11 protein-coding genes are annotated in these 13,596 nt (G+C 73.6%); 7 read left to right on the plus strand and 4 right to left on the minus strand.

What is annotated here, in order from left to right:
• The first annotated feature begins 69 nt into the window (after positions 1 to 69).
• The 3 genes from cobC to cobA are packed head-to-tail and all read left to right on the plus strand — an operon-like array spanning position 70 to position 3,457.
• Positions 70 to 1,155, plus strand: a complete 1,086-nt coding sequence (gene cobC / locus GA0074696_RS09140; RefSeq protein WP_088960689.1) for an Rv2231c family pyridoxal phosphate-dependent protein CobC — start codon at positions 70 to 72, stop codon at positions 1,153 to 1,155.
• Positions 1,155 to 2,234, plus strand: coding sequence for a nicotinate-nucleotide--dimethylbenzimidazole phosphoribosyltransferase (gene cobT / locus GA0074696_RS09145; protein WP_088960690.1), 1,080 nt, complete (start codon positions 1,155 to 1,157; stop codon positions 2,232 to 2,234). Before cobC ends, cobT begins: the two co-directional genes overlap by 1 nt.
• A complete protein-coding gene (cobA, locus tag GA0074696_RS09150; protein ID WP_088960691.1) occupies positions 2,231 to 3,457 on the plus strand; it encodes a uroporphyrinogen-III C-methyltransferase in 1,227 nt (408 codons plus the stop codon). Before cobT ends, cobA begins: the two co-directional genes overlap by 4 nt.
• A 127-nt stretch (positions 3,458 to 3,584) precedes the next feature.
• On the opposite strand, the gene otsB is transcribed toward cobA, so the two are convergent.
• A complete protein-coding gene (gene otsB / locus GA0074696_RS09155; protein ID WP_407940602.1) occupies positions 3,585 to 6,146 on the minus strand; it encodes a trehalose-phosphatase in 2,562 nt (853 codons plus the stop codon).
• 38 nt (positions 6,147 to 6,184) lie between these two features.
• Positions 6,185 to 7,585, minus strand: coding sequence for an alpha,alpha-trehalose-phosphate synthase (UDP-forming) (locus GA0074696_RS09160; protein WP_088960693.1), 1,401 nt, complete (start codon positions 7,583 to 7,585; stop codon positions 6,185 to 6,187).
• Between the two features lie 363 nt (positions 7,586 to 7,948).
• Between GA0074696_RS09160 and ettA the strand changes: the two genes are divergently transcribed.
• The 4 genes from ettA (at position 7,949) to GA0074696_RS09180 (ending at position 11,491) form a co-directional block, all read left to right on the plus strand.
• A complete protein-coding gene (gene ettA / locus GA0074696_RS09165) occupies positions 7,949 to 9,625 on the plus strand; it encodes an energy-dependent translational throttle protein EttA (protein ID WP_088960694.1) in 1,677 nt (558 codons plus the stop codon).
• A gap of 14 nt (positions 9,626 to 9,639) precedes the next feature.
• Positions 9,640 to 10,086: an acyl-CoA thioesterase gene (locus GA0074696_RS09170; RefSeq protein ID WP_088960695.1), complete on the plus strand. Its 447-nt coding sequence runs from the start codon at positions 9,640 to 9,642 to the stop codon at positions 10,084 to 10,086.
• Positions 10,083 to 10,772 (plus strand): hypothetical protein, encoded by a 690-nt coding sequence (locus GA0074696_RS09175; RefSeq protein ID WP_172894235.1) that lies wholly within the window; start codon positions 10,083 to 10,085, stop codon positions 10,770 to 10,772. Before GA0074696_RS09170 ends, GA0074696_RS09175 begins: the two co-directional genes overlap by 4 nt.
• A gap of 131 nt (positions 10,773 to 10,903) precedes the next feature.
• Positions 10,904 to 11,491 (plus strand): type III secretion system chaperone family protein, encoded by a 588-nt coding sequence (locus tag GA0074696_RS09180; protein ID WP_088960697.1) that lies wholly within the window; start codon positions 10,904 to 10,906, stop codon positions 11,489 to 11,491.
• Between the two features lie 47 nt (positions 11,492 to 11,538).
• Here the strand turns inward: GA0074696_RS09180 and GA0074696_RS09185 are convergent, their stop codons facing one another.
• Together GA0074696_RS09185 and GA0074696_RS09190 are read right to left on the minus strand one after the other, a co-directional pair.
• The gene (locus GA0074696_RS09185; protein ID WP_231925309.1) at positions 11,539 to 11,967 is read right to left on the minus strand and encodes a globin; all 429 of its coding nucleotides are present in this window, start codon (positions 11,965 to 11,967) and stop codon (positions 11,539 to 11,541) included.
• A 63-nt stretch (positions 11,968 to 12,030) separates the two neighbouring features.
• Positions 12,031 to 13,419 carry an MFS transporter gene (locus GA0074696_RS09190; protein WP_088960699.1) on the minus strand — a complete coding sequence of 463 codons (1,389 nt, stop codon included), beginning with the start codon at positions 13,417 to 13,419 and terminating at the stop codon, positions 12,031 to 12,033.
• Positions 13,420 to 13,596 lie beyond the last annotated feature (177 nt).

Raw genomic sequence — 13,596 nt, forward strand, 5'->3', positions numbered from 1 at the left:
CCGAGCGGTGACGCGACCCACGTCGGGATCCGCTGTCCCGTACGGCGGCTTCCCGGCAGGATCACGGACATGCGTGGTCAGCTGATCGGGGTGCCGCCGGGCACCAGGGAAGAACCGGACCTGGGGCACCACGGGGACGCCGAGGCGACCCCGGGCCTGGTCGACCTGGCCGTCAACGTCCGCCGGGACACCATGCCGGAGTGGCTGGCCGACCCGCTGACCGCCTCGCTGGCGGAGCTGGCCGCGTACCCGGACCCGGGGCCGGCCCGGGCGGCCGTCGCCGCCCGGCACGATCGTCCCCCGGCGGAGGTGCTGCTCACCGCCGGTGCCGCCGAGGGCTTCGTGCTGCTGGCCCGCGCGCTGGCCGGGGTGCACCGCCCGGTGGTGGTGCACCCGCAGTTCACCGAGCCGGAGGCCGCCCTGCGCGCCGCCGGGCACCAGGTGGAACGGGTGCTGCTCGACCCGGCCGACGGCTTCCGGCTCGACCCGGCGCGGGTGCCCGCCGACGCCGATTTGGTCATGATCGGCAATCCGACCAACCCCACCTCGGTGCTGCATCCCGCCGCCGACCTGGCCGCCCTGGCCCGACCGGGCCGGGTGCTGGTGGTCGACGAGGCGTTCGCCGACACCACCGGAGCCCCCGGCGTGGCCGGCGAGCCCGAGTCGCTGGCCGGCCGGCGTGACCTGCCCGGCCTGGTGGTGGTGCGCAGCCTCACCAAGACGTGGGGGCTGGCCGGCCTGCGGATCGGCTACCTGCTCGGCGAGGCCGCCCTGCTGGACCGGCTGGCCGCCGTCCAACCGCTCTGGGCCGTCTCCACCCCGGCGCTGGCCGCCGCCACCGCCTGCGCGTCGCCCACCGCCGTCGCGGCCGAGCGCGCGATCGCCGCGCGGCTCGCCGCCGACCGCGACCACCTGGTCGCCCGCCTGTCGGCCCTGCCCGGGGTACGCGTCGCGGGCCGCCCGGCCAGCGCCTTCGTCCTGCTGCACCTGGCCGGCGCCGACCGGGTGCGGGAGACCCTGCGCGAGCGCGGGTGGGCCGTGCGACGCGGGGACACCTTCCCCGGTCTGGGGCCGGACTGGCTGCGGGTGGCGGTACGCGACCCGGCGACCACCGACGCGTTCACCGAGGTACTCGCCGAAATCCTGGAGGCATGATGCTGGAGACCACCATCGCGGCGATCGGGCCGCTCGACGAGCCGGCGATGGCTGCCGCGCGCGACCTCCAGGCTCGGCTGACCAAGCCCGCCGGTTCCCTCGGCGCCCTGGAGGAACTCTCCGTACGCCTCGCCGGGCTGGCCGGCGCCTGCCCGCCGCCGTTGCCCGAGCCGGCGGCGGTGGCCATCTTCGCCGGTGACCACGGCGTGCACGCCCAGGGGGTGACCCCCTGGCCGCAGGAGGTCACCGCCCAGATGATCGCCAACTTCCTGGCCGGTGGGGCGGTGGTCAACGCGTTCGCCCGCCAGGCCGGCGCCTCGGTCACCGTGGTCGACGTCGGCGTGGCCACCCCGCTCCCGGTCGACCCGGACGCCACCGACGACCCGGCGGTCGGACCCCGCCTGGTCGCCGCGAACGTCCGCCGGGGCACCCGGGACATGACCGTCACCGCGGCGCTCACCCGCGACGAGGCACGCGCGGCGCTGGAGACCGGCATCCGGATCGCCGGCGACCTGGTCGACGCCGGAGCGGGCATCCTGCTCACCGGCGACATGGGCATCGGCAACACCACCCCGTCGGCGGCGCTGATCGCCGCGCTCACCGGCAGCGACCCGGCCGAGGCCACCGGGCGCGGCACCGGGGTGGACGACGAGACGTACCGGCGCAAGGTCGGTGTGGTGCGGACCGCGCTGGACCGGCACCGGCCCGACCCGGCCGACCCGCTCGGCGTGCTGGCCGCCGTCGGTGGCCTGGAGCACGCGGCGCTGGCCGGCCTGATCCTCGGCGCCGCCGCCCGCCGCGTTCCGGTGCTGCTGGACGGCGTGATCGCGGCCAGCGCCGCGCTGGTCGCGGCCGCCCTGGCTCCGGACGCGGTCGGCGCGATGGTCGCCGGGCACCGCTCCAGCGAGCCGGGGGCCACCGTGGCGCTGCGCCACCTCGGCCTGGACCCGCTGATCGACCTCGGCCTGCGCCTCGGCGAGGGCACCGGCGCGCTGCTGGCGCTGCCGGTGGTCACCGGCGCGGTCCGGGTGCTGCACGAGGTCGCCACCTTCGACTCGGCGGGGGTCTCCGAGAAGTGATCGGGAACCCCTACCCCCTCGGCCTGCGGCTCGCCGGCCGGCGGGTGGTCGTGGTGGGCGGGGGAGCGGTGGCCACCCGGCGGGTGCCCGCGCTGCTGGACGCCGGGGCGGACGTCTTCCTCGTCTCGCCGGAGCTGACCCCCGCGCTGCACGCCCACGTCGACGCCGGGCGGCTGCACTGGGCGCCGCGCCGGTTCGTCCCGGCCGACCTGGACGGCGCCTGGCTGGTCCAGGTCGCCGTCGACGACCCGCTCGCCGCCGCGTCGGTCAGCGCCGTCGCCGCCGAGCGGCGGATCTTCTGCGTACGCGCCGACGACCGCGCCGCCGCCACCGCGTGGACGCCGGCGGTGACCCGGCACGGCCCGGTCACCGTGGCGGTGTTCGGCGGTGGCGACCCGCGTCGCGCGATGGGCGTCCGGGACGCCGTGCGGGACCTGCTGAACGTGCGCACCGGTCTGGCCGCCGCCGGGCGGGGCACGACGCCGGGCGGGGCCGCACCCGGCCGGGTGGCGCTGGTGGGTGCCGGGCCGGGCGATCCGGAGCTGATCACCGTCAAGGGCTGGCGGCTGCTCACCGAGGCGGACGTGGTGGTCGCCGACCGGCTGGTGCCCGGGCTGCTCCTGGACGAGCTGCGTCCCGACGTCGAGCTGGTGGACGCCTCCAAGATCCCGTACGGCCCGTCCCGCGCCCAGGAGGAGATCAACCGGATCCTGGTGGACCGGGCCCTGGCCGGGAAGGTCGTGGTCCGGCTCAAGGGCGGCGACCCGTACGTCTTCGGTCGGGGCGGCGAGGAGCTGCTGGCCTGCGCCGAGGCGGGCGTACCGGTGACCGTGGTGCCGGGCGTGACCAGCGCCATCGCCGTGCCGGCGGTGGCCGGCGTCCCGGTCACCCACCGGGCGGTGGCGCACGAGTTCACCGTCGTCTCCGGGCACGTCGCGCCGGACTCGCCGGACTCGCTGGTGCGCTGGCCGGCCCTGGCCGGGCTGCGCGGCACCCTGGTGGTCCTGATGGGACTGAAGAACCTCGCCGCGATCACCGCGACGCTCACCGCGCACGGCAGGGACCCGGCCACCCCGGTCGCCGTGATCCAGGAGGGCACCACCGGCGCCCAGAAGACACTGCGCTCGACGCTCGGCGCGGTGGCGGCCGACGTGGTGGCGGCGGGCCTGCGCCCGCCCGCCATCGTGGTGATCGGCGACGTGGTGGGCGCGCTCGACGTCTGACCGGCACCCCGGCGCCGGCCCCTGACCGACCCCGCCCGTGGTCCCCGGCCGGCCGGCGGCTCCGGGGGCGCCAGCCGCGACGGCGGCCGGAGAGGTGTCTCTCCGGCCGCCGTCGTCGCTGGTCAGGTCACTGCTTGAGCATGTTGTCCAGCAGCAGCGCGCAGCGGATCAGGCCCAGGTGGCTGTAGGCCTGCGGGTGGTTGCCCAGGCCGCGCTCGGCGAGCGGGTCGTACTGCTCGGGGAGCAGCCCGGTCGGGCCCGCCGTGTCGATCATCTGCATGAACAGCTCCTCCGCGTCGGTGCGGCGGCCGGTGCGCAGGTACGCCTCGATCAGCCACGCCGTGCAGATGTGGAAGCCGCCCTCCCGGCCGGGCAGGCCGTCGTCCCAGTGGTACCGGTAGACGACCGGCCCGCTGCGCAGGTCCGCCTCGATCCGGAGCACGGTGGAGAGGAAGCGCGGGTCGTCACCCGGCAGCAGCCCGGACAGGCCGATCCAGAGCGAGGAGGCGTCCATCTCCTCGTCGCCGTACGCGACGCTGTACGCCTCGACGTGCTCGTGCCAGCCGTTCTCCAGCACGTTGGCGCCGATCCGGTCGCGCAGCTCCACCCACTCCGGCCGGTCCTCGCCGCCGTGCTGGCGCATGATGTGCAGCGCGCGGTCGACGGTCATCCAGCACATCACCTTGGAGAAGATGTGGTGCCGTGGGGGGAGCCGGGCCTCCCAGATGCCGTGGTCGGGCTCGTGCCAGCGGCGGCGGACCGCCTCCACCATGTTCTCCAGCACCCGCCACTCGTCCTCGCGGACCGAGCCTCGGGCGTCGGCCACGGCGGCGATCAGGTCCGCGATCGGGCCGAAGACGTCGAGCTGGAGCTGGTGGTTGGCGAGGTTGCCCACCCGGACCGGCCGGGAGCCGGCATACCCGGGGAGGGTGTCGATGACCGCCTCGGCGCCCAGCTCGTAGCCGTCGATGGTGTAGAGCGGGTGCAGCCGCTCCGGGTGGCCGCCGGTGCGCTCGATGCAGCCGTCCACCCAGCGCAGCAGCGCCTCGGCCTCCTCGAGGGAACCCAGGTCGACCAGCGCGCGAGCGGTCAGTGCCGCGTCACGCAGCCAGCAGTAGCGGTAGTCCCAGTTGCGGACCCCGCCCAGCTCCTCCGGCAGCGAGGTGGTCGCCGCGGCCAGGATCGAGCCGGTCGCCTCGTGGCAGAGGCCGCGCAGCGTGAGCGCGCTGCGGGCGACCAGGTCGCGGGCGGTGGTGGGCAGCCGCAGCGAGGCCACCCAGTCCTTCCACGGCTGCTCGGCCCTGCCCTGCCGCTCGTGGATCGGGACGGCGTGGTGCTCCAGGCTGTGTGTGCCGAAGCGCAGCTCCAGCACGACCTGGCCGCCGGCGGCGGAGAGGTCGACCATCGCCTCCGCGCTCTCGTTCACTCCGTCGCTTCTGACCTTCCAGGTCACGCCCGGGGCGTAGAGCGCGGCCGGCTCGTTGGAGCCGAGCACCAGCAGGCCGTCGTCGAGCGGTTGGAGCTGTACGGCGACCTGGCCGAACTCCGGGCGCGGGGCGAAGTCGATGCGGGCCTTGCCGGAGCCGGTGAGCACCCGGACCAGGGTCGAGTCGCCGGTGATGATCGCCGGGCCGTCGGGGGTGGTCTCCCGGGCCGGCAGGTCGAGCCAGTCGGTGACCGTGAGGCCGGACCAGCGGGTCTCGACCGTCATGGTGCCGCTGCGGTAACGCTGCCCCAGCGGGATGCCGCCGCGCTCCGGGACGATGCTGAAGTGACCGGCCGGGCTGCCGCCGACCAGGTCGGCGAAGATCGCCGCCGAGTCCGGCTTGGGGTGACAGAGCCAGCTGACCTTGGCATCGGGGGTGAGCAGGGCGACGGTCCGGCCGTTGGAGAGCATCGAGTGCCGCTCGATCGGGACGGCCCGCTCGCCGAAGAGCCAGTGCCGGCGGGTCTCCAGCAGCAGGCCCAGGGCCCGGGCCGCCTCGATCGGCTCGGCCACCCGGTAGCCGGCCTGGGTGTCGCCGGGGCCGATCTTGATGCCGACGTCCGGGCCGTGCAGGTTGCCGAAGGCGTTCTCGTCGGTGACGTCGTCACCGATGAAGAGCACGGCGCTGGCCGAGAGTTGGGTGCGCAGCTGGTCGACGGCGGTGCCCTTGTGGGTGGCGACCACCGACAGCTCGATGACCTCCTTGCCCTGGGTGACCGTGACGCCGTCCCACTTCGCGGGGCCGTTGCGGACCGCCTCGATGGTGGCCGCCGCGACCTGCGGGTCGACCCCGCGGGTGTGCACGGCGACGCTGGCCGGCTTGCGCTCCAGCCGGACCCCCGGGTGGGCCGCGGCGATCTCGCGCAGCGCGTCGCGCAGCCGGGTGCGGACGGCGATCAGCTCGGGGGAGAGCCGCTCGACGAAGCCGATGTCGAACTCGGAGCCGTGGCTGCCGACCAGGTGGACCTCGCTGGGCAGCCGGGAGAGCGCGGCCAGGTCGCGCAGCGCCCGCCCGGAGACCACCGCGACGGTGGTCTGCGGCAGCGCGGCGAGCGCCCGGATCGCGGCGACCGACTCCGGCAGCGGCACGGCCTTGCTCGGGTCCTCGACGATCGGCGCGAGCGTGCCGTCGTAGTCGCAGGCGACCAGGAGCTGGGGGACCCGGGCGATCCGCCCGATGGCCGCGCGCAGCTCCGGGTCCATCGTCCCCGCGGGCGGGGTGACGATGTCGGTGGGGACGTTCACGCGGCCTCCACCCCGGACGTGCCGAGCTCGGTGAGGAACGATTTCGCCCAGTGCCCCACGTCGTGGGTGCGCAGATGACGTTGCATTATCCGCATGCGTCGACGGGCCTCCGGCTTCTCCACGTGTACGGCCCGCAGCAGGGCGTCCTTGACCGCGTCCGGGTCGTGCGGGTTGCACAGGAATGCCTGGCGCAGCTCGGTGGCCGCGCCGGCGAACTCGCTGAGCACGAGCGCGCCGCCCTGGTCGGCGCGCGATGCCACGTACTCCTTGGCCACCAGATTCATTCCGTCTCGCAGGGGGGTCACCATCATCACGTCGGCCGCGACGTACATCGCGGCCAGTTCGGAGCGACTGTACGACTGATGCAGATAATGCACCGCCGGCACACCCACCCGTCCGAATTCGCCATTAATCCGACCAACCTCGCGCTCCACCTTGACGCGAAGTGCCTGGTAGTGCTCCACCCGCTCGCGGCTGGGCGTCGCGACCTGCACCATAACCGCGTCCGGCACTGTCAGCTTTCCGTCAGCGAGGAGTTCCCGGAAGGCTTTCAGTCGAAGTTCGATGCCCTTGGTGTAGTCGAGCCGGTCGACGCCCAGGATGATCGTCTTCGGGTTGCCCAGCTCCTCGCGGATCTGCTTGGCCCGGGCCTGGATCGCCGGGTCGGCGGCCATCCGCTCCATCTCCTGGGTGTCGATCGAGATGGGGAAGGCGCCGGCCTTCACCTGCCGGCCGTCCACCTGGATCATCTGGCCCTCGTAGCGCAGGCCGAGCAGGTGCCGGGCCAGCCGGACGAAGTTCTGCGCGGCCAGCCGCTGCTGGAACCCGACCAGGTCGGCGCCGAGCAGTCCGCGCAGGATCTCGGTGCGGAACGGCATCTGCATGAACAGCTCGATCGGCGGGAACGGGATGTGCAGGAAGAAGCCGATCTTCAGATCCGGCCGCAGCTCGCGGAGCATCGCCGGGACCAGCTGGAGCTGGTAGTCCTGGATCCAGACCGTGGCGCCCTCGGCCGCCACCTCCGCCGCGGCCTCCGCGAACCGGGCGTTGACCAGGCGGTACGCCTCGCGCCACCGGCGCTTGTACGCCGGGGTCTCGACCGCGTCGTGATAGAGCGGCCAGATGGTGGCGTTGGACTGGCCCTCGTAGTAGCGCTCCAGCTCCTCGGCGCTCAGCGGCACCGGGTGCAGGCGGATGCCCTCCAGGTCGAACGGCTCCGGAGCGGCGCCGGTCCCGCCGGCCCAGCCGACCCAGGTGCCCTGGTGCTCGGCGAGGACCGGGTGCAGGGCCGTCACCAGCCCGCCCGGGCTGCGTCGCCACTGCCGTCCCTCGGGTGTGCTCACCTCGTCGACCGGCAATCGGTTCGCCACTACGACAAAGGAGCTACGGACGGTCACGATCGGCCACCTCCGGGTGCTGACGGGTCCACCGCGATGAGAGTCTGAGCCTAGCTGCGGCGTCTTGCGCCCCGTGCCGGAGTCACCTACCCGTCCCACGGTCGCTGAACCGTACCCGTGATCATGGCGACAGCCTCGGGCGGAGGTCGGCGACCCCGCGGTCCTCCGGCACGTCGGGAAGCCCCGGGAGGCGGGCCGCGGCGTACTGCTCGGGCGGGGTGATGTGGGCGCGGCGCGCCGTACCTGTCAGGATTGACGACGGCGTGCGCGCGGCCGGCTCCCGGCCGGCGGCGGCGGGCGGCGGACGCAGCCCGTGCCGTGCCCGCCAATCGGCGACAGCAACCGACGGAGGTAGCCCGCACCGTGGCCCAGTTCATCTACGTCCTGGAAAAGGCGCGCAAGGCGCACGGCGACAAGGTCGTGCTCGACAACGTGACGCTGAACTTCCTGCCGGGGGCCAAGATCGGTGTGGTCGGCCCGAACGGCGCCGGTAAGTCCAGCCTCCTCAAGATCATGGCAGGCTGGGACCGGCCGAGCAACGGCGAGGCCCGGCTGATGCCCGGCAACACCGTCGGCATGCTCGCCCAGGAGCCCCCGCTCAACGACAGCAAGACCGTCCTCGGCAACGTCGAGGAGGCGGTCGCCGAGACCAAGGCCAAGCTGGAGCGGTTCAACTCCATCGCCGAGCAGATGGCCACGGACTACTCCGACGAGCTGATGGAGGAGATGGGCAAGCTCCAGGAGGAGCTGGACCACGCCGACGCCTGGGACATCGACTCCAAGCTCGAACTGGCCATGGACGCGCTGCGCTGCCCGCCGCCGGACGCCGACGTCACCCAGCTCTCCGGTGGTGAGCGCCGCCGGGTCGCGCTCTGCAAGCTGCTGCTGGAGGCCCCCGACCTGCTGCTGCTCGACGAGCCCACCAACCACCTGGACGCGGAGAGCGTGCAGTGGCTGGAGCAGCACCTGGCCAAGTACGCCGGCACCGTCATCGCCATCACCCACGACCGGTACTTCCTGGACAACGTGGCCAACTGGATCCTGGAGCTGGACCGCGGCCGGGCCTACCCGTACGAGGGCAACTACTCCACCTACCTGGAGAAGAAGGCCGCCCGGCTGGCCGTCGAGGGCCGCCGCGACGCCAAGATGAAGAAGCGCCTCTCCGATGAGCTGGAGTGGGTCCGCTCCAACGCCAAGGCGCGGCAGACCAAGTCCAAGGCCCGGCTCGACCGGTACGACGAGATGGCCGCCGAGGCGGAGAAGACCCGGAAGCTGGACTTCGAGGAGATCCAGATTCCGCCGGGCCCGCGCCTGGGCAGCACCGTCATCGAGACCAACAGCCTCAGCAAGGGCTTCGGCGACCGGCTGCTGATCGATCACCTGTCGTTCTCGCTGCCGCGCAACGGCATCGTCGGCATCATCGGCCCGAACGGTGTCGGCAAGACCACCCTGTTCAAGACCATCGTCGGGCTGGAGCAGCCGACCGGCGGCGAGGTCAGGGTCGGCCCCACCGTCTCGCTGTCCTACGTCGACCAGGCCCGGCAGGGCCTCGACGGCGACAAGACCGTCTGGGAGGTCGTCTCCGACGGGCTGGACCACCTGATGGTGGGCAAGGTCGAGATGCCGTCGCGGGCGTACATCGCCGCGTTCGGCTTCAAGGGGCCGGACCAGCAGAAGCCCACCAAGGTGCTCTCCGGCGGCGAGCGCAACCGGCTCAACCTGGCGCTGACCCTGAAGATCGGCGGCAACGTCATCCTGCTCGACGAGCCGACCAACGACCTGGACGTGGAGACGCTCTCCAGCCTGGAGAACGCGCTGCTGGAGTTCCCCGGCTGCGCCGTGGTCATCTCCCACGACCGGATGTTCCTGGACCGGGTCGCCACGCACATCCTCGCCTGGGAGGGCGACGACGAGAACCCGTCCAAGTGGTTCTGGTTCGAGGGCAACTTCGACGCGTACGAGAAGAACAAGGTCGACCGGCTCGGCGCCGAGGCGGCCCGCCCGCACCGGGTGACCTACCGCAAGCTCACCCGTGACTGAGCGGGTGCTGACCGTTGGCTGACCGGTTCGTCTACCACTGCACGCTGCGCTGGTCCGACCTGGACGCGTACGGGCACGTCAACAACTCGCGTTTCCTCACCCTCTACGAGGAGGCGCGGGTGGCGTTGATGTTCGCGGGCGGCCGGGCGTGGGGGGTGGGCTCGTTCGCCGACGGAGTCGTCATCCGCCGGCACGAGGTCGACTACCTGCGCCCGGTCGACTACGCGCTGGGTCGGGCCACCGCGGAGGCCGCCCCGACCGTCCGGATCGAACTATGGGTGGAGGAGATCCGGGCCTCCCGGTTCACCGTCGCCTACGAGCTGTACGACGGCGACGTGCTGGCCAGCACCGCCCGGTCGGTGCTGGTGCCGTTCGACCTGGTGGCCAAGCGGCCCCGCCGGATCACCGAGGACGAGCGGACCTTCCTGCTGGCGTACGCGCCCGCGGGCGGGGCGGCGTGAATGGCGCGCCCGTCGTGACGCCGGGGCACGGGCTGGCCGGGGTTGCCGACGCGGGGGCCTTCCTGGCCCGGCTGGTCCGCCTCGACCCGGCCACCGTCGTGCGGCTCCGCCCGGTCGACGGGGCCGGGCGTACGGCGCTCTGGGCCCGGCTGCCCTGGGACGTGCTGGTGGTCCGCACGGTGGCCGGCACCGCCCCGGGTGACGTCACGGTCGCCGCCGCCGACCTGCTGGCCGAGCTGGAGTCCGCCGGCGGGGCGCTGCCGGGCCGGCGGGACGACCGGTGGCGCTGGCCACTGCCGCCCGCGGCGAGCCGCCGGGTGGAGGCGTTGCCCGCCGGCGAGCTGCGGCGGATCGCCGAGGCGGCGGCGGGCACCCTGCGGACCGCGGCTACCGAGGGCGTGGGCGGCCGGGCGGTGGGTCAGCGGGTGCTGCGCGACGCGCTGCTCGACCACGTGGCGGTGGTCATCACCCCGGACGAGCCGCCGGGCGAGCCGGTCGAGGTGACCCAGCGCCTGGTCCAGGGCGTGGTCCGGATGGGGTTCCTCGGGCCCGCCGACGCCCCGGGCGAGGTCCAGGTACGCGTTGCGGGTCGCTGGATCGGCCTGGTGGGACCGTACGGAGCGGCATGGTCGCGCAAGGTCTCGGAGTTGGCGATCCGGCCGGTGAAGGATCAACCGAACGGATGACCCGTGGTCATTCTTCTGGCCTGGGGCTGTCGTTGGGGGGGTGCTTCAACCCGGCTGTCCGGGTACCGTCCATCCTCGGATCCAACGCAACGTAGGCGTCCGGATCCGCTGGGGAGTGAGGTGCGCGAGCGATGCCGTGGTGGTCATGGCGCCCTGGTCCCGCCGCTGGCGGCGGCGACCCGGAAACTCGAACCGGGATCACAGTGGACAGCACCGTCCGGGTTGGACCACCGTCCCCCCGGCAGCCGGGGGACGACTGCAAGGCCGCCGACCGGCCGGTGATCGCGGACATGCCGGTCAGTGTGGAGCGGGTCACCCTCCGCCGGGTCTGTGCGGCCCTCGACCTGCTCGACGTGCGGTACCTGGCCGACGGCGACGGGAACCTGCTGGCCATGTGGGAGCGGCACGCGGTGCTGGTCACGCTGGAGGGCCCGGAGGACGAGATCCTGGTGATGCGGGCCCGTCCGCACGCGACGGTCCCGCCGGACTGGGCGGACCGGGCCTACCGGGTGGTCAACGAGTGGAACCACACCCGGCGGTTCTGCAAGGCGTACATCGGCGACCCCACCGAGCGGGGCCAGCTGCCGATCTACGCCGAGCTGCAGGTGCCGCTGGGCGCGGGCACCCACGACGCGCTCCTGGTCGAGATGCTCGACTGCGGGGCGGCCGTGGCGACCACCTTCGTGGACTGGCTGCACGACGAGGGCGCCCTGCTCTGAGCCCGACGGGCCGGGGCCGGCGCGGGCCGGTCTCGACCGTCGGGCCGTCAGGCGTCCCCGGCCGGCTCCTCCATCACGTTGACCATGAAGTACGCGGCGCGCTCCAGGTAGTCCCAGAGCGCCTTGGCGACCTCCGGCGGCAGGTCCAGCCGGTCGACCGCCCGCCGCATGTGGTGCAGCCAGGCGTCCCGCTCGGCCACGCCGATCCGGAACGACGCGTGCCGCATCCGCAGCCGCGGGTGCCCCCGCTGGGCGGAGTAGGTGTTGGGGCCACCCCAGTACTGCATGAGGAACAGCGTCAGCCGGTCGGCGGCCGGCCCGAGGTCCTCCTCCGGGTACATCGGGCGCAGCAGCGGGTCGGTGGCGACGCCGACGTAGAACTCGTCGACCAGCTTGCGGAAGGTGGGCTCGCCGCCGACCGCTTCGAAGAGGGTCGTCGGCGCACCGGGCCGGTCGGACTCAGCTGCGGAATTCACCGTTCCATCCTGCCAGGTGCCCCGGTGCACCGGCCGCCGCGTACCGGCCGGGCGGGCTGCCGATCACGTCACAGCGTGGCTGCGCCGGCCCCCGGAGCGGCCGTCCGTCGCCCGGCCCGCGCGCGGCCGGCCACCGGGCCCGTGCGCGCTGTCCCGGGCCGCGGCGTCGTCCCGGTTGGCCCGGTCGGCCGCCGCGACGGCCGCGTCGATGGTCTCGCCGTCGGGCCAGCGCAGCGCCGTCACCAGCATCAGCACCACGCCGGCGGTGCTCCACAGGCCGACCACCAGCGGGATGGAGAAGCGGTCGGCGAGCAGCCCGGTGACCAGCACCGAGGCGCCCTGGATCACCTGCATGCCGGTGGCCATCACGCCGAAGGCGCGGGCCCGGTAGCCGTTGGGCAGGGCGCGGACGAAGAGCCCGTTGGCGGTCGGCAGCAGACCGGCGGCGGCGAAGCCGCAGGCGGCCGCGAGCAGGGCCACCACCACCGGTGGCGGGTCGAGGAGCGTGGGCACCAGGACCAGCGGGGCGATCACCGCGAGCGGCCGCATCAGGGCGAGCCGGCGGGCCGGCGCGACCGCCCGCCCCACCACCAGCCCGCCCAGGATGAACCCGACCGGGTTGGCGGCCATGATGACGGCCTGCGCGACGCCGCTGTCCAGCCCGTCGCCGGAGCGCTCGCCGGCCCAGGCGGCGGCCAGCCCCTCGGGGACGATCGAGAAGAGCATGGCGCTGAAGACCAGCACGGCGATGGCCCGCAGGACCGGGGTGCCGAAGACGATCTGGAAGCCCTGCCCCGTCTCGCGCAACAGGTGGCTGCGGTGCGCGGCCGTCATCGCCGGCTCCCGGTCGCGGACGCCGAAGCGGGTCAGCGCGGCGGACCCGGCGAAGGTGGCCGCGTTGATCAGCAGCGCGACGGTCGGGTTCACCGCGGCCAACGCGGCACCGACGAGGTATCCGACCACCTGGGCGGCCTGGGCCGAGCTGGCGTTCAGCGACAGGCCGAGGACCAGCCGGTCGCCGGTGAGGATGGCCGGCATGAGCGCGGACCGGGCGGCCTGGCTGGGCGGGTTGGCCAGCGTGGTGGCGAAGAGCAGGGCGAGGATCACCCACACCGGCACGCCCGGCACGGCGATCAGCGCCATCAGCGCCATTCGGATCAGGTCGCAGACGACCATGACCTGCCGGTAGCGGTAGCGCTCGGCGAGCGCCGCGAGCAGCGGACCGCCGACCAGCCAGGGCAGGTAGCTGACCGCGAACGCGGCGGCGGACAGGGCGATCGACTGGCTCTGCCGGTAGACCAGCACGGTGACCGCGGCCTTGGCGACGTAGTCGCCCACCCAGGAGAACACGGTGGCCAGGAAGATCGCCCGGTATTCGGACTGGCCGAACACCTCTCGGAATGTGGCCGGCCCGTCCGGAGAGGGTCGCTCGTCGGACACCGTCGCCTCCATCGTGCCCCGCGAACGGCCACTCGTGACGGCCTGACGGGGACCCCGTCGTCAGATCTACGGATCAGCGAGGACATGCTCACGCTCCGGCGGGAGCGCGTGCACCGGATTCTGCCCGATCGTCTGACAACTGGCTAGGGCGAACGGATTGGTCGTCGCATCTCCGACTGAACGAACGGA

This window comes from Micromonospora purpureochromogenes (assembly GCF_900091515.1).
Taxonomy (GTDB): domain Bacteria; phylum Actinomycetota; class Actinomycetes; order Mycobacteriales; family Micromonosporaceae; genus Micromonospora; species Micromonospora purpureochromogenes.

Bases quoted from the DNA above. Each gene is read 5' to 3' on its own strand.
- GA0074696_RS09180 (WP_088960697.1), top strand. From the start codon at position 10,904: ATGCCGTGGTGGTCATGGCGCCCTGGTCCCGCCGCTGGCGGCGGCGAC.
- cobC (WP_088960689.1), top strand. From the start codon at position 70: ATGCGTGGTCAGCTGATCGGGGTGCCGCCGGGCACCAGGGAAGAACCG.
- GA0074696_RS09190 (WP_088960699.1), bottom strand. From the start codon at position 13,419: ATGGAGGCGACGGTGTCCGACGAGCGACCCTCTCCGGACGGGCCGGCC.
- otsB (WP_407940602.1), bottom strand. From the start codon at position 6,146: ATGGACCCGGAGCTGCGCGCGGCCATCGGGCGGATCGCCCGGGTCCCC.
- cobT (WP_088960690.1), top strand. From the start codon at position 1,155: ATGCTGGAGACCACCATCGCGGCGATCGGGCCGCTCGACGAGCCGGCG.